This window comes from Bradyrhizobium sp. ISRA464 (assembly GCF_029910095.1).
In the GTDB taxonomy this organism is placed as follows: Bacteria; Pseudomonadota; Alphaproteobacteria; order Rhizobiales; family Xanthobacteraceae; genus Bradyrhizobium.
This window is the reverse complement of the sequence record NZ_CP094526.1, coordinates 2,974,596-2,996,391: the sequence shown is the minus strand read 5'-3', so window position 1 is coordinate 2,996,391 and position 21,796 is coordinate 2,974,596. Positions and strand designations below refer to the sequence as shown.

The window sequence follows — 21,796 nt, the reverse complement described above, 5'->3', positions numbered from 1 at the left end:
GGCCGCCTAAGTTGGCGACCGGAAGGGCGCAAGGGCAGGTTGCGACACCGACAACTCCTGACAGTACATGCGATCGATCCTGCGCTGCATCAGCGCATAGCATTCGCATGACACCCTCTCAAGCCGCGCCCGGTCGATCTCGACGAAGCCGCGCCCGTCGGACGGGATCGCGCCCGCCGCGCGAAGCTTGTTCATCGTCAGCGTCACCGTCGTCCGTCGGACTCCGAGCAATTGGGCAAGCCCTTCCTGCGTCACCGGAAGGAGGTCGTCGGGAACACGGTCGTGGAGCTGCAATAGCCACCGCGCCATGCGGCCGTCCACCCGATGCAACGCGTTACAGGCGGCCACGTGCTGGAGCTGCAACAGCAGCGCGCGGGCATGGACTTGCACAACATGCCTGATGGCCGCGCTTTGCGCATAGGCGACCCGGAATTTCGCGGCGGAAATCAGCGATGCGGTGCCGGCCACGCGAGCAATCGCCGTAACGGACGAAAGCGCGGGGCCGAGCACGGAGAGCGAGGCCAATGCCCCTTCCCGTCCCATCAGCGTGGTCGCGACCGTTTGTCCGTCTGGCATATCGAGCATGAAGGCGACGGCGCCGCTATGGGGAAAATAAACCTGGTCGAGTTCATCGTCCGACCGCACCAAGACCTCGTCGGCTTCGAACGAGACTTTCTGGAGGTGGGGCGTGAGCAGGCCCAAATCTGCCGGCGGCAACACCGCCAGAAGCCGATTACCAATGCTCCGGCGCCCGCTCACAGTGTCATTCCGTGAAACGAGCAATCAATGATCCAAGTCATCTAAGGCTGCGTCCATCAAGTTAGCTTAACCCAAGTCGCGGGGACATATCCTAGTTTAATGTGCTGGTTCCAGCTTTCTGTAGCATTATTTTATCAGCGGACGGAAATGCCGATAGGGCGGCTGCTTAGGGGCAGCCAATTGGGGGCGGATGAAATTGAGATTCTGACCCGAGCCTTTGAGAAGGCGTTGCGTTTGCTGAGTTTGGTTGATCGCGACGATCCACTCTCGCAACTCGTCGCAAGAAAGATCATTGAGATCGGCCCGACCGGTGTTCGCGATACGACGGAGATTGCCAAGATCGCAGTGAAGCAGCTTGGCATGCGGTAAGGCCACTCAGTTGGGAAGCCGCTTTCATCGCCCGGCAAGGAAAAGACCTGTCGCGCTCCCGCCTGCATCTAACTGGAACAGCGCCGAGATGAGTAGTCGCTGTTGTTATTAGCGTTGCTATGCTGTCGATCTCTACAATCGGTCGTACTCGCGCCCGGCACGAGGGGCGACAGTTCGCGAATATTCGCGCTATCGGCACCTGCGAGGTGGATCCGGTCTATGAGATCGAGAACGCGTTGAGGCTGTTGAAGTCTCCTACGCCGAATCGCTGCTTCGCGACGGGCCCAAGCCGTAACGCCCCGACAGCCTCTGGCTGCCAGCGCGGTCTTAGCCCGCTCCCGCTCGGTCCAGAATTTGGAATAAAATCGTCGAATCGGCTGCCTTTCGGGGGCGTCACAGAAAACAAATCTCGCCGGGCCGCAACTGCCGGTGGCAATAAGAGCCCTACGCCAACCGCCCGTTCTTAAACCGTCATCGCCCCGGTCCGAACGGGTCGGCATATGCGTATGCTGACACAACAAGAGCGGGGCGATTAAGTGACTGATATTGCTGCCTCCGCCCACAAAGAATAGGGCGACTTTGACAGTAAGAACGGGGCGATTGGCCTTCTTTTACTTTGGGAACGGATCGATACCCTTAAGCCGTTGAAAAGACTTGTGTGGTGCGATCGGCCATTCGAGACTTCCGCGAGAAGTTCTCGCCTCGCTCGATGAACGTGACGCCGCATGTTGCACAGAACACCAGCGGCCGCAGCTCTACGATTGACGGGCGAACGACCCGGCACGGCGGCTATGCTGTCAGCCAGCGCATCCGCAAGCGGATCGAGGAGGCATTCGGCTGGATCAAGACGATCGCGGGGCAAGAGAAGACCCGCTTCCGTGGCCGTGATCGCGTCGCATGGGCCTTTACCTTCGCTGCCACCGCCTACAATCTGGTGCGGCTGCCCAAGCTGATCGCGGAGACCGGCTGATGGCCAAGGTGCCCGGCTTCGCCAAGGCCTTTGCAGGCCGCTGGCGCATCATCGAGATGGACGTCTGGGATAGCGACTTCCTCGATCTTGTCGAAGAGGCGCATCTCGCCTTCCAGGGCAAGTCCGATGGCGAAATCGCCTTTGGGGCTCTCAGGGGCTTCCTGGACGTGCGCTACGGCACCCGCGACGGATCGGCATGCGCGGAGTTCTCATGGGAAGGGCACGACAAGAACGATCCGTCCTGCGGTCGCGGATGGGCTATGATCGGCTCGGCACTGCAGACAGGCTCGTCTGCCGCGCGGCAATCAAGGTGACAGTGCTTCCCACCCAGATTGTCGCGCTATAGGCTCGTCGGCCACTTCTACATCCACAATGGCGAAGATTCAGCCTTCGTTTGCGAACGCGGCTGAGTTCTTCAACAGCCTGCTCTCATGTTCGCAGTCAAGTGACTTGATCAAGCGGAGCCGCTCCCGGCTCAGCGCCCGGGCGCTGGACTTTGAAGGTGTCCACGGTAGGAGGCAGGGCCAAAGACGACGGTTGATCAAGCTCTCATGCGCGGGTTGGCTACCGCATGACCGTGGTTTCGTCTTGGGGCTGCCTCGGTCTAGGGGGCGAGCGTCGGCAATGCCAGCTCATAACAGGCCACGAGGATTCCCCACCGCGCCCTGCCTCCTGCCCTGGGCACCGATATTGATATGGTGGCGCAGCCTTCTTTCAGGCGGCCGGCCCGACTTGTACTTGACGAGCGATCGCCCACAGGAAGCCGACCATCTCGCGCGCAATGGCGGTGGTGACGATCACCTTGGGTTTGCCGGCGGCCGACAGACGGCGATAGCGTGCGCAGAGCCTAACCTGGGCCTTCCAGGCGATATCGCGGATAGTTTGAGGCAAAGCGCTCGTTACGGTCATGGAGCTTGCGACTGACGCGGGCTTGCATGCGATAGGTCCATTCCCCCTCGATCAGAGCCCGCCTGGCCAGAGCGTTGCCGGCCTTGGTGATGCTGCCACGTCGGATGGTGGCGCCGCTCGAATGCTCCGACGGCACGAGGCCGAGATAGGCCATCAGTTGGCGGTGGATTGTCGAAGCGGGAGAAGTCGCCGACCTCAGCAACCACAGCCACGGCAACGATGAAGGCGACGCCGCGCATGGCCTGCACGGCCTCTACGAATGGCGTCATCGACCATTGTGGCGCCAGCTCTTCGATCTGATTGGTCAAGCGGTCCACACGGGCCTCAGCGTCGGTCACGGCATGAATGTAGTCCTGCAGAACGATTTGGCTCGCCGGGTGATCGAAGCGCACCGTGGTGAGCCAGCGACGGTAAGCCAGGGTCCAGCCCTTCTTGCCGGCATAGATGCGCCCATGTCGCAGCAGGAAGCCTTGGAGATGTTGCCGCGCCTTGCCGAGCACACGCATCGCCGTGGCGCGGGCTCTCACCAAGTCGCGCATGGCCTCATGCGCCGCATCCGGAACCCACACCGCTGTCAGCTCGCCGCTCCGATGCAGCTTGGCCAGCATCGCCGCGTCGCGCCGGTCGGTTTTTACCCGATCCCCGGCCTTCATCGGGATCAGCGAGGGCGCCACTACGATGCAGCTGTGCCCCAGTCCCGTCAGCTGTCGATGCAGGCCATATCCGCAGGGACCGGCTTCGTAGCAAAAATTTACCCGCCGGTGACCCTTGCCAAGCTTCTCCGCCAGTTTGGCGATTTGATCGGCGCGATTAGGGATAATCCCCAAGTTCCGAACTTCCCCGCCGCGCATCGCTTCGGCTACCGCAACCGAAATCGTCGCCTTGTGCACATCTAGCCCCACGAAAATGCTATCGTTCATCAGGCCCGCTCCCCATGCTTGAGGCTCGGCACCGGACCATCCGGCGCAACCCTCGATAGGAGCTTGCCGCGGGGCGGGCCGCCCGTCACCTCAGAGGGCGAACATAGGGTCTAGACCCTTGCAGGGCTGGCGAGGCCAAGCCATGCGCATCGATCCTCGTCGCGCCCTATCAGCCCATCAGACCGGCTTCACGAGCGGTTTGCCTTTCTCCACGATGTAATTGATCAACAGCCTGGTTTTGGTCTCCGAGGGTTTGCCGCCGGCGTGCGGTGTCTCGGGCGGAATCTGGAATGCGTCGCCAGCTTTGATTATGCGCATCGGCTGCCCCTCGACCAGAAGTTCCCTGCCATCTCCTTCCATGACGTAACTCGACTCGACCCCCGGATGCGTGTGGCGTGCGACCGCCACACCCGGCTCTATGGTAACGTCCATTACTATGGTCGTGTAGCCCGGGACCGGGCCGTCAATCTGCGACAAGATCTTGCGCGTAACCCCACCCGACGACGATGCTGATTGAGTGCCCTGCGCGGAAGCATCGCTCGCCATGAATCCAGCAAGTCCGCAAATCGCGCAAGATGCGATACCGGCGAAATCTCTGCGTGTTAGCATGAATGACCTCCTAAAATACGCCTCTCAATGCAATACCCGCCGGCGCGGAGCCCCGGCAAACTGCTGAGTAGATGCGGACTCCGAAATATCTGGAGCCAAAGGTTGGAAAATTTTGGCCGCCTAAGTGGACGGCTTCGTCTCTTGCTCCTCGCGGGAGCAGGCCCGATGTGTAACGGGAAAATGGACGCTATCTCAATCTTGCGAGAAAGTCACTTGATGTGAAATTCAGCCCAAGTCGTCCATCCAGGGCCGTTTCGCGTCCATTTTGCTCAAACAAATCTGCGAACAGAAAAATTTTCTAAGCGAGCGTCAGTCCGCCGAGATCGGAAAGTTCAAGCTGGTGCAGCTGCGGGCAAAGTTGGTCCCCCAAAGTAGGTTCTCCACCTCGGCGCCACGGCGCCGAGGTGACAGCAAACAGAGAAGGGAATTCACGATGGCTAAACCGCCCCATCCAGAACATCCGGAGCACCCGGACGTGCCGCCCGGTCCGCCGAGTGAGACGCCTGGCAAAGGTCCGCCGCGACCTAGCACGCCGCCTGGACACCGGCCCGTGGGTTAAGTTTGGCCAAACACAACAAGCCCGGCGACGACCAGGATTGGTGGACGATCTGGCCGGAGATCTTTGATGCCGAGCTGGCGGCCTTCGCGCGGCTCGGGATTGCGCCTCGAACTGTTCACAAGGGAAACGGGGTCCTGATCCTCGAAGCGGACTGGCCGGTAGACGGGCAGTCCGCTCCGATGCTGTTGGGATCGGGTATTCCCCGCTGCATCCCTTCTTTCGCCCGGCGGTGGCTGCACCGAACGAGAGCTTCGAGCGCCATCAAAACCCCCTCAGTCGTGAGCTGTGCCTGCTCACGCAGGAATCGGGTCAATAGGACTCCAACCAGCTCGTCGCCGACTTTGTCCAGGAGCGGCTAAACCATCTCCTGCGTGTCCTCGCGGCGAGAAAAGAGGGCCGCTGGGATGAATGCCGCCACGCTCGAGGAGCAGGCCGCCGACCCGTTGATGCCGTATTTCGCAGGAGCTTCCGAAGAGGACTCGGTCATTCTTTTCGACGGCCATGCGCCGCTGCCGCCCGCGCCGCATGGCCTGCTGGAGGTGGTCTGCTCGGCTCGCTCCAGCCGCACGAACGACGCCGCGTTCGAAGGCGTGCTGCGGCAACTGAAGACCAGCAGCGGCGCGGCAATCGGCAAGAGGTTCGGCTTTCCGACGGAACCACAAGACGCTCAGGTGCTCACCGGCCGATGGGTCAAGTTAACTCCGCCCGCGACCACCGATGCGCGCGAGTTGCTCAGGCTTGCCGAAGCAGAACTTACCCGCCAGGCGGTGATGCAGCCGGCCAGCGTGCGCAAAGTCAACGAGGCGGCGCTTGGCCCCCTCTCAATCACCGGCATCGTGTTTCCGGAGGAGGTCAAGTACGGCCCTCAAACGACAAATGTATGGCCGAGCGAAAATCGAGTTACGATTCACGTAATCCAGCACGCCGCTGCAGTTCTGAGCGTTACCTCAATGCGCGCTGAAGGTGAGGCCGGCGCGCTCCTTCAGACGCTTGCGCAACGCGGGACCCATCAGCGCGCCCGGCGTCCAGGTGCCGCCTTCGCCCTGCACGTCGCGCACGAGGCAGAGAGCGCTCTCGGCGATCATCTTGCTGGTCGAGCCGTAGCCCGGATCGCGGTCGCCCGTGACTACCGCCTCGACCCGTCGGCCATCCGGCAGCTCGCCCAGGAAGAGAATGTCGTAGAAGCCCTTCTCGCGCTCTTCCCGAGTCGGGCCTGCGCCAGGTTTGAGACCGCCAGTCCCGAACAAGGACACCATCGTGGCGAACGTCTCCGTCGTCACGCGAGCGATTTCCCCAAATCCCGGCGCCACCATCATCTCGTCGTAAACGAAGTCCGTGCCATAGGGATGACCCAACAGGAAATTCGTGCGGTGCACGTTCTTGGTGTTGATCGGCGCCATTGGGAACGGCACGAGCCACGCGTTCATGCTCGGGTCGTATTCGGGGAGGAGGCCCGACGGCTGAGACGGCCCGGTGAACCCCGGCGTCAACGCGAAGGGATCGGTCAGCAGCCGGATCAGGGCCGGGTCGCGCGCGGCGGCGGCCAACGTCGCCTGGGCGCTCGCCGCGGTGCCGCCAGACATGCCGCCTTTCACCTTGCGCAGGCGGGCCCTGACCCGGCGTGCCGGGCGTCCGAATTTCTCACGCGCCTTCTCCTGCAACGTGAGCACACCGAGATCGAACGGGATGGAATCGAAGCCGCAGGAGAAGACGATGCGCGCGCCGGTCCGTTTCGCCTCTTCGTGATGGGCGTCGATCATCCGCCGCATCCACGCCGGTTCGCCGCACAGATCAACATAGGCCGTGCCCGTGGCCGCGCAGGCCGCCACCAGCTCGGGACCGTGGAGCTGATAAGGCCCGACCGTCGTGATGATCACGGTCGCGCGCTCGCACATCGAACGCAGGCTGGTCGGCTCGGCGGCATCCGCCTTAACCAAAGGCAAATCGTCTGGTGCGCCGATGTCAACTTGCACCTTCCGGAGCTTATCGGTCGAGCGTCCCGCGATCGCCCAGGACGGAGCATCGTCGCCGCGATAGGACGTCGCCAGATATTCGGCGATGAGACGGCCGGTGTAACCCGTCGCGCCATAGACGATGAGGTCGAAGTCCTGCTTCACGACGTTGGTCCTCCTCGAGACCCGGGGGCGCTATCTTCGGATCCGTGTGCAATCGCACTGTACGCTTCGCGGCCACTGTCGCCAGGAGCCACGCAACATTCGCTACCAAGCGGGCGCTACCCCTTACTCGGACCGGTCTTCCGCCGGCCGGATCGCGCCAGCTTGCCTGGCGCGCTCATTCGATCACCTCGTCGGCGCGGGCGAGCAGCGCCTAAGAGTTGGGGATGCCAGGCCATTTTGTGCTGTCGTGGAGCCCGGAGAGGACACGGGGACGATCAGCACCGCAGCAAGTGCCATTTGAGGGGGCGTGAGGTCTCCACGACTCTTCGAGGGAGTGCGAGCGCATGAATTTGCGCAACTGTCACTACTTTCATGATTTCCGGCGTCTCGCCAAGCGCCGGCTGCCAACGGCAGAAAGCATGGCGCGAAATCAGGCCGTCAGAGCGCCTCGCGTCCGCAAAATCACTTTGTCATGCAATTATAAAGAAAGGTCCAGCTTTTCCGACCCGAAAGCTTTTTCTGGTCCGCCCGCTTTTGACAATCGGACCATTTCGCTTTCTGTTGTGACCATTCCGCCTTTGCCGCGTTCCACTGCCGTCGGCTCCACTTCGAGACATCTTCCATTTTCGTCGTTACCGTTGATCCCGGCTTCGATTCTTGCTGCGTCTGAGTTTGAGCCAATGCAGCCGGTGTGGCGAGTTGCGCCAGGATGATTATCGGCAGAATTGAAGCGCGCAATCGTGGCATGGGTTGACAAGTCTCCCGCAATATTGGCGCGCGCCCTTCCTGAGTTACTCGGATCGCCTCATAGTCGCCAGCCTCGCCACGGAAAGCCCCATCGTCGTCGTGGAAATCCCCCGCTAACCAGCCTGATAATGAGCAAGAGCACGACGGCGCCGATAGTGGCGGCAATGATGGTGCTGACGAGGCCACTGCCGATGGATCCCCAAGCGGGGCAACAGCCAAGTGCCGAGAAGAGCGCCGACAATTCCGACGGCGACGTCACCGATCAGACCAAAGCTCCCGCCCGCAACAATCTTTCCCGCTAACCAGCCTGCAATGAGGCCAGCCAGCAAGATGACGAGGAGACCTTCACCTGAAATGAACATCTTGGCCTCCTTCGGTCGAAAGGGTCGGCCGATATGATGTGCGCAAATAACTGCGAACAGCCGCCAGAGTTCCTGCGGCGACATACATCCGACGCTTGGCCTTAGTTTGATGAGGTTCGGGGTTCGCGCCAGTTGCATCTCCAAATCAAGCCTGAGGGAGGACTCGCAAATGGTGAAGATCGCTCTTTCTGTGGCCGCAGCCGCCGCGATACTTATGACTGCCCCACTCAGCACTCCGACGAAGGCCGAGGGCGTCAAGGTGGCCTAGGGCGTCGATGTTCAGCTCGGCCGGGACCGCGACTACTGCTGCGACTACGATAGGACCATCGCCGGCGGTATGACGCCGACACCACAGTTGGCGTCGGCCCAGGTGGTGTCACCATCGGCCTACCACGGTGAACGGGACGACGGCCGCATGATCACGCGCAGGGAGCGCCGCTGCGACTGAGAACGCGACGCGCTGCGTGAGGGGTCGGCAAATTCGTGCGCGTTACAGCGGAGGTGAGCGGGCAACATCCGTCTTCGCGATCACGACCTCGCGCAGCAACCCGTCGCGGCCAAACGGCAGCAGGCGCTGCTCGATGTCGCGAAGCATCGCGTCGACTTTGTCCCCGAGTGCCGCAGGTGACGAAGTCGAAAAAGTGAGTGTGCGGTAGGCCAAGTCCCTGGCGCTCAATTCGTGACTGCTTTCGACCGCGATCGGCTCCTCGATGCGAAATCGTGTGCCGGCAAGAACGGCCGAGAGATCCTGACGATGACGTGTGAGGTCGGTGGCGCCCGACCAGTAACGCCGCGCCTCGTTGTATGCGTCGAGCCAGCCGTTGCGGCCATCGTCTGCCGAGCGCGCCGAGCAGATGAGGATCGTGCCGCCTGGCGCGACCAGCCGCTCCAGCAGCGAGCCGACCAGGTTGCGATCCATCCAGTGGAGCGCCCGACCGATCGTGACGACGTCGAACGGGCCGACGTCCCGGGGAAGCTGCTCGGCCGCGCTCTCTATGAGCTCAACGTCTAGTCCGGCGCGGGAACCGGCCCTTTTTGCTGCCTCAAGCATTGCAGGCTCCGGATCGACGCCGACGACTCGTCCCACGTACGGTGCGAATCCGAGCGCGATCAGCCCGGGACCGGTGCCCAGATCGATGAGCGCATGCTGCCTTCCGAGCATTTGCTTCTGCGCCACGGTACGAAAGAACTCGGGGAAATATGGCGGACGGAATTGCTCGTACAGCGGAGCGGTCGTGGCGAAGCGGCCCATACCGGACATCTGGGGTGTCGCATTGGATGCGACCAGTAACCGCGGATCACGTTCGGCTGACTGCTCCCTGGATATGAACATGACAAAATCGGCGTCGGCGGCCCATTGGTTGCCGGAGGCCGATTTCTGTCCGAGAGGCTCCTCGGACGCGGCTACACGGCCCGTGTCCGCTGGCGCCGGAAGTTCCTGCAAGCGAGCAGCTTTTTGGGTGTGCTGGCTGCTGTCGAACCGTGGTCCACCAGCCTTGCGCAGGCGCAGAAATCCGGCGCCGGACCTATGCGTCGTTCCCAGCCTGATGGTCGCGTACACATGGTTCCCTCGACCAGGGAAACGGTTCGGTGCAAGGGGACGGCGAGATTTCGCTCACCGCGCTGGAGACGCGGCTTAAAGAGCTGCGCATCCAGATCATGCTCCACAAGCAGAAGAACCAGGCCTGGCCCGTGGCGGAGACGGACACACATCGGGCTCGACAAGGACCTGAACGCGGCGATGACGCTTGCTGCGCGTAATGCGATCAAGTTTGTGGCGACGCGGGCGAAGATCAGCGAGCTCGACGCCTACGCCCTGTGCAGCACGCGGTGAGCTTCCGCGTGACGCAGGTGGTGGACATCGTGCGCGGCGTTCACGCCTTGATCCCGAAGGCCATCTTCGCTCCCGATCTCAGACGCGAGATGACAGTGGTATGAGCGGCTCGCGTGCCATTGAACCGCCGCACATGACTGCGGGCTCATATATGAGACCGTCCGCACCTGGACAGTCGCAGGTCTTATCGCTTCTGGGTAGCTTTGCGGACATGATCAATTGACGAGTACACGGCCTAGCGCTGGTTGAATCGACAGGCGATTTCGGCAACTCGCTGGCGGTGCGACGATGGATGGTCACGCGATTTGACCAGCCACGCAGTACTTGTCTCTGCGTTTGCTGCTTGTCATCGACACGGTTGGTCGAAACTTCCGAACGCGATCGAGTTCTCAGTTCCGTACCGCTTGATGATCCAGTGCGGTTCCTTTCGCGTAGCCCCAAGCCACGGCATCCTCTCGCCTTTGCGCAAGAGGATGCCTATGTTGCGGAGTACCTGCGGTGCCCCCAAAGCAACAATGGGAGGGATGCTCATGGAATTGCCCAGCAAGGAATTCGTGCTGGCGGGCAGCCTTGAGGAGCTAAAGATCAAGGGGCGGCTGGTGCCATCGTCCGATCCTCGTCATCTACGACCGCGGGCGCGTCTTCGCCCTCGACAATCGGTGCCCGCACATGGGCTTCCCCCTTGAGCGCGGCAGCGTCGAGGACGGCATCTTGACCTGTCACTGGCACCACGCTCGCTTCGATCTCGAAAGCGGCTGTACCTTCGACCTATGGGCGGACGACGTGCCGATCTGCCCGGTCGAGGTGCGCAATGGTCACGTCTGGGTGAAGACCACGTTCACGCAGGCCGATCCCGCCGCGCACTGGCATCAGCGGCTTGCGAACGGCCTCGCCCACGACCTCGGCCTCGCCATTGCCAAGGCCGTGCATGGTCAGCTCACGGCCGGCGTACCGCAGGCCGAAATCGTCCGGCAGGTGGCGCTGTTCGGGGCGCAAAATCGCGACGGCTGGGGCGTGGGTCTTACGATTCTGACGGCACTCGCCAATCTCCTACCTGTGCTGCCGGAGGAGGAAGCCTATCTCGCTCTCTTCCACGGCGCACGCCGCGTGGCGGCGGACTGCGACGGCGCGGCGCCGCGGCGGGAACGCGCGCCGCTGGGCAGCCGGCCGGAGCCGGCCGCGCTCAAACGCTGGCTGCGGCGTTGGACAAACGTGCGGCATCGCGAGGCGGCCGAGCGCACCCTGCTCACGGCGATTGCGGCCGGCTTCTCCCCGGCTGAACTCGCTGATGCCCTGTTCGCCGCCGCGACCGAGCGGGCGTTCGCCGACTCCGGGCACTCGCTCGACTTCATCAACAAGGCGTTCGAGTGCCTCGATCTGGTCGGCTGGCAACACGCGGCGGCTCTGCTGCCGACTGTCGTCGGTCAGATGGTCGCGGCCCGTGGCGCCGAGGAATCGACGGCCTGGCGCCAGCCCGTTGACCTTGTTGCATTATGTGAGGAATCAACCAGCGAAGTCGCGGACCTGTTCACTGCCGGACGCGGCGCGTGCGACTGGTCGGGCCACGCTGCACTTGCTCGAGAGCTGCTCGGTGACAATCCGGTCAGGATCGCTGACGCGCTCAAGGAGGCGATCCGCGCCGGTGCCGCTCCTGCGGACCTCGGCCAATCCCTCGCCTACGCGGCGGCGCTCAGGCTGGCGCGCTTCGGCAATGCCAACGAGCACGCCGACTGGGAGACGGCGCATCACATCTTCACCTACGCCAACGCTGACGCGGATGGGCATTGCCAGCATCGACACGCACGTCACGGCTGTCCGCGGCGTCTTGCACGGCGCGATGGCGCTCTACCTTGCTCGCTATCTCAATGTGCCACCGGCGCGCATCCCGGGCGACGGCGCCGAGCAGCTCGATGATCTGCCCGCGGATCCCGAGACGATCGGCGCCGCCTTGCTCGACGCCTTCGACCGGCAGAGACAGGTCGATCTCGCCGCCAGCCTGGTGGCCCGGCATCTCACGCTCGGCCATGCGCCGCAGCCGCTGATCGCCACGCTCGCCCATGCAGTGCTGCGCGAAGATGCCGGCTTCCATGCGTATCAGATGCTGGAGGCGGGAGTCCGGCAATTCGGCGCGTGGGGTGACACGGACGCGGGCCGGCACATCCTGATCGCGGTTGCCCGCTATGTGGCGGCCCATTCACCGACCGAACGCGCGGCCCTGCAGACCGCCGACATCGCCCGCCGCCTGATGCGCGGTGGCGAGCTGCATCAAGAGGCTGGGTTGTCCTGACCTCACGCGCTGAGGGCGCATCAAGACCTCCGCTTTGCCAATGAGTAAGGCGCCCGTCAGCCGCGACTATCTCATCTCCAGCACGGAGGCCCGCCTGCTGAGCCGGCGTTCCGTCTACGACGGCGGTGATCGTGCTACGGCCAGACGCCTCGAGACACGAAATGATACCTATGCCAGGGTACGAATTGCGGCCGTCCGGAAACGCACCCTGCAGTCCCCGGCGTCGCAGCGCGGCGGAAAAGATATCTGCCAGTTGATAGTATTCCGGCTCATCCGGCGTATAGAAGCGCGTGTGTGAAGCGTGCAACTCAGACAGCATGGTATTGATGACGCGCGCCAGAGAGTTTTGGGAGGTTGCCCGCTTAACGTCTGGGAGATATCTCTCCCGAACCGCCAGCCAGTCTAGTCCATTGTGACGCGGATCGTAAAAGCGCTCACGTAGGGTCAGCCAAACCCTCTCGAAGGTCGAGACGCCGTCGGAGGGAACAGAGGAGTTGTTTGCCTCTTCCTTTAGAGGCTCCGCGGCGTTCGGGGCCTTCGCAACCACGGCAGATGCCGTAACCATGGCTGCCAGTCGCAACACTTGGCGACGCGAAGGCGAAGTATCGATAGCCTGTTTCATCGTCCGATCTCGCGGTGAAGCGCCTGCCGGGCGCATTCGCCGGCCATGCGATGCCGGCTCGTTACCGAATGCTCGCGCTCCGTTGGCCAAAGGAGGCGGTCATTGAGGTCAGGACATGCCAGACCACGATAGCGATCCTGCCACCACGAGGCTACTTCCCGCAGGACTTTTCGCCTGTCGACCCCCAAAAGATTAGAGACCGCCGTCAACATGGCCCCTGTCATTCATGAGCTAGGTTAATAAGATTGTACGTGCTGCGGCTCGGCCGCCGTCTTCTTCGGCGGCCGCTTGGTTCGCATCTTGCCGTCGCTCGGCAGCAGCATTTCCTTCTGCCCGCGGGCCCTCTTTTGGGGTCGATCAAGTTCGGCGTTCGCGACGGAATCTTCTTCTCTTGAAACTCCGCCACTTCGGCCGGATACTGGATTCTAAGTCCTTGGCCATCAGCAATCCGAGGAGGACGATCATGGCAATCCAGATCGTGATGGACCACACCGGCGACAGCCGCCACCCTTTCGACCCGAACGACGCACTGCAACTGGCGAGGGCGGAGAACCGCTTCAACGAGCTGACGAACGCCGGCTTCACCGCCGCGGTCCGGACCGGTTCGGGTCAGGTCTCGCAGATCCGAGCGTTCGACCCGAATGCGGAAGAAACAGTGTTTTTTCCAAGGCTGGTCGGCGGTTAGTCGGCCACGCCATGTTGCGCCTTACGCCGTCTTGGCCGGCTGAACGCTCGCGCATGAGAGCGATAAGGGCCCTCTTCGTCAGCCACGGCGCCGAGAGCACTCCGGAAGGCCGGTCGCTGGGGCTCTTGCGCCACTGGCTGTCGTCGGCGCAACGGGCGCAGTTCGCGGAAAAGGGCTATTTCGAGGTCGTCGGCGGCGACACCGGCAAGCAGTACAGGATCTATGCCGGCGCAGCGACGAACGTCTGCGAGATAGACGAAAAAGGCCGCCCCGAAGTCGGGCTGTGTTTCCTGCCGCTGGGCGGGCTGCCGATCGGAGACGTCATGCTCTCCCAGAAGATCGCGCTGGAAAGCTGCGAGAGCCGCGCGCTCGCGGTGGCCAGAAGATTCGCTCCGAACGGGTACTCGTTCCGGCGAAGCCGGCCTCTGCGCTGATGCACGAAGCGGTTCGATTGGCGACGCTGTGCCCTATTCGAGATGCGCTTGCATCCGCGCGGGCGGGAAACCGGACGGCTGCTCGGATGACGCAATCGCGGCATGGGTCGCTCTATTGATCATCGTCAATGTCCCGGTGCCTGCGCTGGGAGCAGTCTGGTCAGCGATCGTCGTCGGCGTCACCGTGTTCTGCTTGGTGGCCTCGGTCGATCTGCTGTGTACCGGCCAATGTCTACCTGTCCCCACCCTCAGCGCGGCGGTTCTCCGTATCTCTGTGAGACAACGGCGATTACATAGACCGGCTTCTCGCCCTTGAACACTCGCAAGGTCCAGTTGTCGCCCGGCTGCATTCCGTTTTCGGTGCGCCTCAGCATCCTGACCGCCTGCGCCCAAGCCGCCCCATCGTCGGCAAGCGCCTTGCCCACCTCATCGTGGTGGGGCTTCTCGCCTTCGATGTGGAAAAAATAGCGGGGCATGTTCAGCAACGCTGAAGAACGGGACGCAACCCCTAACGGCTGGCTATGTGTCATGACGCCACCTCTTCTTCTCCGCTGTGGTGGCTTCGGCGAACCGCCTTCCTCTCGCCTCTGCCGTTTGTTGCCGTTCCTGCCATTCAGCCGAGACGCGATATTCCAGTGCCATCGCTTTCAGCTCTTCGCGCGCGCTCGGATCGGCGCAGAGGGCGGCTTGTTGCTCGCAGATACGCACCAAATTCCTTTAGTCCACCATGGTGCGGATTTTTGGCGCGATGATCAGGGTTTTGTCATTTAACCAGCAACCGGCTTATGGTGATTGTCTATCCGGAGCCGCCCGAGTCTTGAGTTCTGGTGTACCACTTACCCGACGAGCGCGTTCGCGCGTTCATTCTCTGCGCGCGCCCATTGCACTATCTGCTGGACCTGCGCCACCGCGATCCGAGCCCCGGCGAGGCTATGGCGAACCTCGCTTCTGATCCCGCGGCTGTCGCATATCGCCGCGTCAGCTCGTCTGAGAAGGTCATCCATCTGCCGCGAAAATTCCTTCGCGGCAGCAATGTTCCTTAGCAATCAAAATACTGCTCGTCGAAGTTCCACACCTTCATCTTGCGATGTGATATTTCTTCGCGGGTTTCTTACGCCGCGTCGGCACCGGCTTTTCATCTCGACATCGCACACATCACGCCGATCCGCGCCAATCGGCAAAGCCCATTGCAGCGGCTCCCCTCGCGACATTTACAGATCGCAGACCATTAGAGCTGTGTCTAAGCCCTTCCAGTTGGTGCGATCAAGGACTGACCAACCGAGCTTCGCATAGAACCCGACAGCCTCTGTGGTGTAGAGGTATAGCCGCAAAAACCCTCGCTGTCGTGCTTGGTCCTCGATCGCTCGAACCAATACAGCGCCTGCACCCTTTCGCCGATGCTCGGGGACCACAAACAGGCCTGCAAGCCATGGCGACACATCATGGTTAGGCTCGATCTCCGACTCGACCAGAAGACACGTTCCGACCGCCTCGCCATCGGCCTTAGCGATTAGCGCTACACCGTGTGTGTGATCGGAAGCAAATAGCTCCAGCGACCGCAATTCCTGCTCGAAGGAGGCTTGTAGCACTGAAAAGGCATTTGCGCGCCAGCGCGCGCAGATTGCCAACTCAGGCGTGCCGGGCTCCACAATGAAGGTCTGAACGTTAGTCATCCCTGCGCCGCCGCCCGATCTTCCTTGTCCGCCCAGCGTATCACGATCTTGAGCGCATCGTCGGGCAGCGGCCGCTTGCAGCGCCTTTGCCTCGTCCCCTAGCGCGCATCCGGCGCACAATAGCGGCATTCACGAAGTTATATTTGCGTTCGCCCGGCCGTCGCAATTTGAAGCAGGGCTTTCGCGCGGCAGCGGCTCAAACGGCTTTGGCTACACTGCGGCCTCAGCACCGCGCATTCGTATGATCCCCGCGCGATCCGCCCGACAGGACTAGTACCGCTGCACAGTGAATTTGACAAGTAGGATTGCTGTTTAGAGTAGCTCCGGCAACTGGCGCGGATCAACGAGGAGCTCGATGCTGCGGGGGGCCCTCGGCTGCCTTCTGATGAAGCCCTCGCGTTCCAGTGTGAGTACCATCTGGTGAACCGAGGGTGTCATTCGGCCTGCAATATTGGCTCTGACGCAATTTTGGTGCAGCTCCGATTATTCTGCGCCGATTAGTCTGGCTTGAAGCAGATCGATTTTCCCGCGACCGTACATCTGACGTCTGACCAGCTTGAGGCGGGTGATCTGACCTTCAGTCTGTCCGTTGGACCAGGGCGAAGCGATTGCCGCCCGAACCGCCGCTTCATCCTTGGCGACGCCGCTGGCGAACGAGGCGACGAGACTGGCGCGGGCGCGCTCGATCCATGGGCTAAGGCCCGCCTCAGCCTTGCGCCGGATCATCAAGTGGAATGCGGCGATGAGCTCGCGCGCCTCGACCAAGGCTGGTGCCCCGGCTTCGATTGCTGCGACCGTGACGGTCTCCGCTTTCGTGAGCAAGTCGCGGCCGATTGTCATCAGGCGCGCGATCGTTCTGGCCGTCGGAATCCGCTGAAGGTTTTGTGCGTCGGCCTTTCGGCCCGTCGTCTGCGGGTCGCCCATTCGCTGATGACGCGGAGCGAGCTCGGAAGCCACGCGCCGTTAAGCGGCGCCAAAGTTCAGCCCCGTTTCGGCAGCCAGACGCCCACTGATCGTCGAGCCACGGCAAATGCAAATCCAACGAACTTTGCGGGATCCGGAAAACATCGTGAGTTCGCCGCGGATCACCTGCCGCACCAGCTTCCTGCTATGGCCAGTCTGCCGCACGATCTGCTTGATGGGTAGGCCGTTCTTCGACAGCGCCAGAATGGCCGCATTGGTCTCCTCGCGGCGCAGATAGCCCTCATACCGGAGGCGCTCGGCGGCTGTGAGCAGCTTGGGATTGATCGTGGTCGCACCGATAACGGTGCGTATCTGCCGCATCGATTTGCGGACGGCATCCAGGAAAGCCCGACTGGCGTTCTCCATCAGATGCCAACGATCGGCGACCTGAACAGCGTGCGGCAGGGCCTTTGCTGCCGCTTCGCCATATCCCCCGCCACGGTCACGGGCAACGATCGCGATCGTGGGATGCGCAGCGAGCCAGGCCTGCGCGGTCGCGGGCTCCCGGTCTGGCAGCAGCGTGACGATCCGGCGCCTTTCCAGGTTGCAGATGATGCTGGCGTACCTGTGATTGCGCCGCCAGGCCCAATCATCAATGCCGATGACCCGGAGCGAACCAGCCGGCGGACGGCTCCAGCGCTGAACTACGCGAAGGAGCGTGTCTTTGCGCACTGGCAGCATCAGCCGTTTTGCGAATCCTGCCGCCTGTCGACCGCCAAGCGCCAGACCGAGGTGATGGACGATAGAGTCGAGCCTCGCCGTGCGTCGCGCCGACGAGGCCAGCACCCCTTCGGCAAAGCGCTCAGTGAAGATCTGGCGCCCGCACAGGACGGCGTCACAGCGGAAGCGGCGGGCGATCACCAGGAGTTGCACCATCCGCCCTGAGAGCGGCAGATCGGTCACGCGTCGTCGATACCGGCTATGGACACGTCGGGAAGCCGTTCCGCAAGATGGACACAGACCAACGCTTCCGGACGCCCGGACCGCATAACGGCCTTATCTCCTTCGTAGTACGCACTCTCTACAGCAAACCCACGCGGCACCAGACTGGAGCGGTGGAGTGCTTGCTGCATGGCGCTGATTCTCCCCCAATCAATGCGCCAGACATCCCCTAAACTGCATCAAAAGTGAGTCAGAGCCAAAATTGGACGCCGTTCTGGAGTGGGCCCCTGGGGCCGGACAGGGTCAGGCGGCTGATTTGACGCTCTGCGGGGCGTGCTGATCCTCGAACTGTCGAGAGCGGAGTGCAATTTACACTTATTGTAAACCTCATCGATGAAGCGGGGAAGGTTCTCGATAACGTCCTCGAACGTTTCGTATGCCATCGGATATACCGCCTCGACATTCATGGTTTTCATGAAGCTCTCCGCCTTGGCGTTGTCGTACGGATTGCCGCGCCGCCCCATCGAGCCGACGAGTGCAAGGCCCCTCAGGCGGAAGTACGGCGCCGGCGGAGGAGCTTCGGGCCGCCCTCCCCGTTTGAATGCTGGCCACCGTACTCTCAGCGCACGTCTGCGCGCCGAACAGGCTCCGCTGTTTTCTGTGTGCCCTAAAGCAGAGACGAGTCCCTTTAAGCCAATAGCGAGTCTATCAGAACAGAATCTAAGGCCGCACCATGAGCGGTTGCTTCTCATCGCAATCGGTTCTTGCGAATGGTTGGACTGGCCTGCGGCCCGATCGCCGCAGAGGAGGGCTGACCGCGGCTGCCCGTGCCCGATTCTCCAGAGAATTAGGCGTCCTCTGAGCAGCGTCCATACTCTGCCCGCGACGCGAACTGGTCTGACAGAACCGGGGGCTTGTGATGGGTGCTTGATTGGCATATGTTGCTGGCATATGCCAGCCGGAGATAAGGCACTTGAGAGATAACAAGATGACCCAGCGGAGACACGTTAGGTTGTTCCGGAATGGCCGCAACCAGGCGGTCCGCATCCCCGTGGAATTCGAAATGCCGGGCGATGAAGCGACCATGTTTCGCGACGGCGACAGGCTCGTGATCGAGCCGCTGCGTAAGCGCGGGCTTCTTGCCCTTCTCAAAACGATGACGCCCGTTGCCGAGCATTTCCCGGAGATCGACGATCCTGCGCCGAAGCCGGAACGTGTGCTGTGACGCGCTACCTGCTCGACACCAACATCATTTCCGACCTCGTCAGAAATCCGCAAGGCAAGGTGGCGAAGCGGATCGCAAAGGTTGGCGAGGCCAATGTCTGCACAAGCATCATTGTCGCGTCCGAACTGCGCTACGGCTGTGCGAAGGCCGGATCGCCACGGCTCACCAAAGCCGTCGAGGAGATTCTTGGCGAGATCCCCGTGCTGCCCTTCGATGTTCCCGCCGACGCAGAATACGGGGTTGTCCGCTCAGAACTGGAAGCTGCCGGAAAGCCGATTGGTAGCAACGATCTCCTGATCGCTGCGCACGCCTCCGCATTGAGCATGACTATCGTGACCGCCAATACCGACGAGTTCAAACGAGCCCGTGGCTTAAAAGTCACCAACTGGCTTGATTGAAAAGCACCAAAAGCTATCGCTGCCGAGAACGAAGCGCGGTGCATGGCCGTTCAGACAACGCGCGGTCGCCGAATCGATCCTGCGAGGAAACTCGGATTTCGGTCGAGATCTATGCTTGGGACTCAAAACGAACTTCAAGCCGACTCACAATATGTCTTACATATCCCGTTTGATAATTGATGTTACGTGCCACGGAGACTCGTAGCTCGAATTGGGCTCACGACCAACGGCGATGCACTAGACAGAAATCCCGAGTGGGGAGCCAAGACAGTCCCTACTTTCGAATCGCCGAAGTCGGGGGGTCGTCTTAGCACTACTTTGGCAGATTCGTCGGTTTGGTGAGCTATCAGGATTCCCGAATCGATTTTTCAATGATTCATAGGGGGTCGGCTTTTGGAGGGGCCGAGCTTACCATCCACACTGTTCGAATTTTTCGAAACTTGTTCCTGCTCATGACTATCCTCCATAAAGCCCCCGAACCGGATCGGAAATGACCAGCAAATTTCCATCGGGATCGAGATCATGGGGCCGAACGCCTGAACAAGCTCGGAATAGCGAATTTAGCGTCGGTTCATGGGCCAGTTCCGCTTGCGCTCGACGTCGTTGGACGCCGAGCACAAGCAAAAGCCGTCCTGTGTCGGTTGCGCTACCATGCGCACGAACATCTATTTCGACTTCTGCAACTTTGTGACGGTGTAGCCGCTATCCCCGTTGTCGGCCTCGAACTTTACCTTGTCTCCGACCTTGACCTGCTTGAGCATTGCGGGGTCCTTGACGCGGTAGGCCATGGTCATCCCTTCGTCCATGCCAAGACTCGGCGCCGGGCCGTGTTTCAGCGTGATCTTGCCGGCGCCTTGGTCAATCTTCTTGACTTCCCCATTGATGCTTGCGTCCTGCGCGGCCGCCGACGTGGCAAGAAACGCCACAGCGAGTAGCAGTGCGCGTGCATTATTGATGATCCTGTTCATGGCATTCTCCTTCTTCACGTGTTCCGAATTTGCCTTTAATCGCCGCGCTACATCTTCTGTTCTTCATCTGCATCGGCTTGCCGCCCCTGTCCTTTGCCGCTGGCTTGGCCGCGCCTGGCGAACCCTGCCGGGCGGGTTCAGATGGAGGCGCTTCCACTTGGTAGGCAACCGTTCCTTGCGGGTGTTTGTAGGGACCCGGATCGCGGTAATCGTCGCGCGCAAGATCCTCGCGGACCTTCATCACGGTGAACATTCCGCCCATCTCGATCGGCCAGAACTGGCCATTACCGGTCATCATCGGCAACGTATTATCGGGTGCAGGCATTTCCATGTTGCCCATTGCCATGCCGGTTGAGCCCATAACCTTGGCATCTGGCGCGAGCTTTCCGACCGCGCGCGCCAGATCCTTTTTCGACACACCAATGAGGTTGCGCACGTCGTGTCCCATCGCGTTCATGGTGTGATGCGCCTTGTGGCAATTGAATGCCCAGTCACCCGGATTGTCGGCGACCACGTCAACGGCCCTGATGGCGCCGACCGGCACGGTCGCCGCCTGAAATGAATCTCCGCCAATGATGACACGGGAGATACCCGTGTTCGAGAACGTTGCGCGAATGCCTTCGGTCGTCGGAACAAGGGCATTCACCGAGGTGCGTACGCGGCGAATGAGGCGCAAGTAGTGGCCCGGGGAATCGCGGTCGAACATCTCCATCGGGGTGGTGAACCGCATGATGCCGGTTTCGCGCAGGTTCTGAAACTCACCCGGCGCCGTCTGTGCGAGGGAGAGAGTTTTCGAGATGGCGAGCTTGCGTTTATTCGTGTCAAACGCGTACTGATCGAGCTGAATAGATGTCGGCGATGAGTCGGGCGGAGCCGGTGAGGCCGCGGCGGTCTTCTGTCGGTTCGGCGACCGTGGCCGCCGAGGAACTCGGGGCGTTCCAGTTGTCGGCTTGAATGATGGCCGGTGGCATCTCCTGAGTCAAAATCCGAGCATTGGAGATCAATGGCTTGCAGCAGAAAATCCAACCAGAGGCGCGCTTCAGCGTTGGCAGATCGATGCATCCGAGGCGTCGGGGGTTCGAGCGCGCGGAGCCTTCGCGACGCGCTTGTCGGTGCCGATGATCGGCCCCATGCGGCGGTCGAACCAGATCACGGCCCTCTGCACGGCAGCCCGCTCGGCGGCAGCCGAGCTGTGTCCCGCGGCGAGAATCTTGTTGAGGGCCGTCCGCTGGCGTGAAGTTCAGGATTTCGCGGCGCCGGCAGACGAAACCGTAGCACACGGTCATTGAGTCCGCCGACGGCGGGAAGATCGATACGGTGGTATAGAGGCCGCCTGCGGCGGCGTCAGTCCGACCGCAGCGACGGGTCCTGCGATCAGGAACAATCCGAATGCAACCATGGCCAGAGCGCAGCGCGCCAGCGTTGCGGCGGTCCCGCCCGATCGTTCGCTATTGGCGAGCCCCATCGAGGTTAGAGTTCTACCCGGAATCGGGTTGGACCGGCG

The 21,796-nt window shown here is 61.8% G+C and carries 16 protein-coding genes and 10 pseudogenes; 9 read left to right on the top strand and 17 right to left on the bottom strand.

Annotated elements, in window-relative coordinates:
• Positions 1 to 6: 6 nt before the first annotated feature.
• On the bottom strand, positions 7 to 783 hold the full coding sequence (locus MTX19_RS13750) for a Crp/Fnr family transcriptional regulator (RefSeq protein ID WP_280984055.1): 777 nt from the start codon (positions 781 to 783) through the stop codon (positions 7 to 9).
• A 75-nt stretch (positions 784 to 858) separates the two neighbouring features.
• Between MTX19_RS13750 and MTX19_RS13745 the strand changes: the two genes are divergently transcribed.
• From MTX19_RS13745 to MTX19_RS13735, 3 genes and pseudogenes are all read left to right on the top strand, one after another.
• Positions 859 to 1,128 (top strand): hypothetical protein, encoded by a 270-nt coding sequence (locus tag MTX19_RS13745; RefSeq protein ID WP_280984054.1) that lies wholly within the window; start codon positions 859 to 861, stop codon positions 1,126 to 1,128.
• Positions 1,129 to 1,837: 709 nt separating this feature from the next.
• Positions 1,838 to 2,098: pseudogene (locus MTX19_RS13740) on the top strand (transposase); the annotation flags it as partial.
• Positions 2,098 to 2,508, top strand: a pseudogene (locus MTX19_RS13735) (hypothetical protein). The pseudogenes MTX19_RS13740 and MTX19_RS13735, both read left to right, overlap by 1 nt.
• 304 nt (positions 2,509 to 2,812) lie before the next feature.
• On the opposite strand, the pseudogene MTX19_RS13730 reads toward MTX19_RS13735, so the two are convergent.
• The 7 genes and pseudogenes from MTX19_RS13730 to MTX19_RS13700 all read right to left on the bottom strand — a co-directional run bounded on the left by MTX19_RS13730 (position 2,813) and on the right by MTX19_RS13700 (position 9,882).
• Positions 2,813 to 3,927, bottom strand: a pseudogene (locus MTX19_RS13730) (IS110 family transposase).
• A gap of 177 nt (positions 3,928 to 4,104) precedes the next feature.
• Positions 4,105 to 4,536 carry a cupin domain-containing protein gene (locus MTX19_RS13725; RefSeq protein ID WP_280984053.1) on the bottom strand — a complete coding sequence of 144 codons (432 nt, stop codon included), beginning with the start codon at positions 4,534 to 4,536 and terminating at the stop codon, positions 4,105 to 4,107.
• A gap of 914 nt (positions 4,537 to 5,450) precedes the next feature.
• On the bottom strand, positions 5,451 to 5,729 hold the full coding sequence (locus MTX19_RS13720) for a hypothetical protein (protein ID WP_280984052.1): 279 nt from the start codon (positions 5,727 to 5,729) through the stop codon (positions 5,451 to 5,453).
• 313 nt (positions 5,730 to 6,042) lie between these two features.
• On the bottom strand, positions 6,043 to 7,212 hold the full coding sequence (locus MTX19_RS13715; RefSeq protein WP_280984051.1) for a saccharopine dehydrogenase NADP-binding domain-containing protein: 1,170 nt from the start codon (positions 7,210 to 7,212) through the stop codon (positions 6,043 to 6,045).
• Positions 7,213 to 7,690: 478 nt separating this feature from the next.
• Positions 7,691 to 7,969, bottom strand: coding sequence for a hypothetical protein (locus MTX19_RS13710; protein ID WP_280984050.1), 279 nt, complete (start codon positions 7,967 to 7,969; stop codon positions 7,691 to 7,693).
• Positions 7,970 to 8,017: 48 nt separating this feature from the next.
• Positions 8,018 to 8,321: pseudogene (locus MTX19_RS13705) on the bottom strand (GlsB/YeaQ/YmgE family stress response membrane protein).
• 490 nt (positions 8,322 to 8,811) lie between these two features.
• Positions 8,812 to 9,882, bottom strand: a complete 1,071-nt coding sequence (locus tag MTX19_RS13700) for a class I SAM-dependent methyltransferase (protein WP_280986026.1) — start codon at positions 9,880 to 9,882, stop codon at positions 8,812 to 8,814.
• A gap of 885 nt (positions 9,883 to 10,767) precedes the next feature.
• On the opposite strand from MTX19_RS13700, the gene MTX19_RS13695 reads away from it, so the two are divergent.
• The 4 genes from MTX19_RS13695 (at position 10,768) to MTX19_RS13680 (ending at position 14,183) form a co-directional block, all read left to right on the top strand.
• Positions 10,768 to 12,069: a Rieske (2Fe-2S) protein gene (locus MTX19_RS13695; protein ID WP_348638384.1), complete on the top strand. Its 1,302-nt coding sequence runs from the start codon at positions 10,768 to 10,770 to the stop codon at positions 12,067 to 12,069.
• Positions 11,993 to 12,442, top strand: a complete 450-nt coding sequence (locus MTX19_RS13690; protein WP_280984046.1) for a hypothetical protein — start codon at positions 11,993 to 11,995, stop codon at positions 12,440 to 12,442. The genes MTX19_RS13695 and MTX19_RS13690 overlap by 77 nt, the downstream gene beginning before the upstream one ends.
• 1,085 nt (positions 12,443 to 13,527) lie before the next feature.
• Positions 13,528 to 13,749: a hypothetical protein gene (locus MTX19_RS13685; RefSeq protein ID WP_280984045.1), complete on the top strand. Its 222-nt coding sequence runs from the start codon at positions 13,528 to 13,530 to the stop codon at positions 13,747 to 13,749.
• A gap of 53 nt (positions 13,750 to 13,802) precedes the next feature.
• A complete protein-coding gene (locus MTX19_RS13680; protein ID WP_280984782.1) occupies positions 13,803 to 14,183 on the top strand; it encodes a hypothetical protein in 381 nt (126 codons plus the stop codon).
• Between the two features lie 248 nt (positions 14,184 to 14,431).
• Here the strand turns inward: MTX19_RS13680 and MTX19_RS13675 are convergent, their stop codons facing one another.
• The 5 genes and pseudogenes from MTX19_RS13675 to MTX19_RS13655 form a co-directional block, all read right to left on the bottom strand.
• The gene (locus MTX19_RS13675; RefSeq protein WP_280984044.1) at positions 14,432 to 14,713 is read right to left on the bottom strand and encodes a tRNA 5-methylaminomethyl-2-thiouridine synthase; all 282 of its coding nucleotides are present in this window, start codon (positions 14,711 to 14,713) and stop codon (positions 14,432 to 14,434) included.
• A 681-nt stretch (positions 14,714 to 15,394) separates the two neighbouring features.
• Entirely contained in the window at positions 15,395 to 15,856 is a 462-nt protein-coding gene (locus tag MTX19_RS13670; protein WP_280984043.1) for a GNAT family N-acetyltransferase, read from the bottom strand.
• Between the two features lie 312 nt (positions 15,857 to 16,168).
• Positions 16,169 to 16,288 (bottom strand): annotated as a pseudogene (locus MTX19_RS13665) (SOS response transcriptional repressor); the annotation flags it as partial.
• Positions 16,289 to 16,339: 51 nt separating this feature from the next.
• A pseudogene (locus MTX19_RS13660) lies at positions 16,340 to 17,892 on the bottom strand (ISL3 family transposase).
• A gap of 159 nt (positions 17,893 to 18,051) precedes the next feature.
• Positions 18,052 to 18,228: pseudogene (locus MTX19_RS13655) on the bottom strand (integrase core domain-containing protein); the annotation flags it as partial.
• 461 nt (positions 18,229 to 18,689) lie between these two features.
• On the opposite strand from MTX19_RS13655, the gene MTX19_RS13650 reads away from it, so the two are divergent.
• The gene (locus MTX19_RS13650) at positions 18,690 to 18,926 is read left to right on the top strand and encodes an AbrB/MazE/SpoVT family DNA-binding domain-containing protein (RefSeq protein ID WP_280984042.1); all 237 of its coding nucleotides are present in this window, start codon (positions 18,690 to 18,692) and stop codon (positions 18,924 to 18,926) included.
• Positions 18,923 to 19,324, top strand: a complete 402-nt coding sequence (locus MTX19_RS13645) for a type II toxin-antitoxin system VapC family toxin (protein WP_280984041.1) — start codon at positions 18,923 to 18,925, stop codon at positions 19,322 to 19,324. The genes MTX19_RS13650 and MTX19_RS13645 overlap by 4 nt, the downstream gene beginning before the upstream one ends.
• Positions 19,325 to 19,989: 665 nt before the next feature.
• Here the strand turns inward: MTX19_RS13645 and MTX19_RS13640 are convergent.
• The 4 genes and pseudogenes from MTX19_RS13640 to MTX19_RS13625 form a co-directional block, all read right to left on the bottom strand.
• The gene (locus MTX19_RS13640; protein WP_280984040.1) at positions 19,990 to 20,292 is read right to left on the bottom strand and encodes a copper-binding protein; all 303 of its coding nucleotides are present in this window, start codon (positions 20,290 to 20,292) and stop codon (positions 19,990 to 19,992) included.
• A pseudogene (locus MTX19_RS13635) lies at positions 20,273 to 20,836 on the bottom strand (multicopper oxidase domain-containing protein); the annotation flags it as partial. The gene MTX19_RS13640 and the pseudogene MTX19_RS13635, both read right to left, overlap by 20 nt.
• A 60-nt stretch (positions 20,837 to 20,896) precedes the next feature.
• Positions 20,897 to 21,139: pseudogene (locus MTX19_RS13630) on the bottom strand (hypothetical protein); the annotation flags it as partial.
• A gap of 243 nt (positions 21,140 to 21,382) precedes the next feature.
• Positions 21,383 to 21,691: pseudogene (locus MTX19_RS13625) on the bottom strand (hypothetical protein); the annotation flags it as partial.
• Positions 21,692 to 21,796 lie beyond the last annotated feature (105 nt).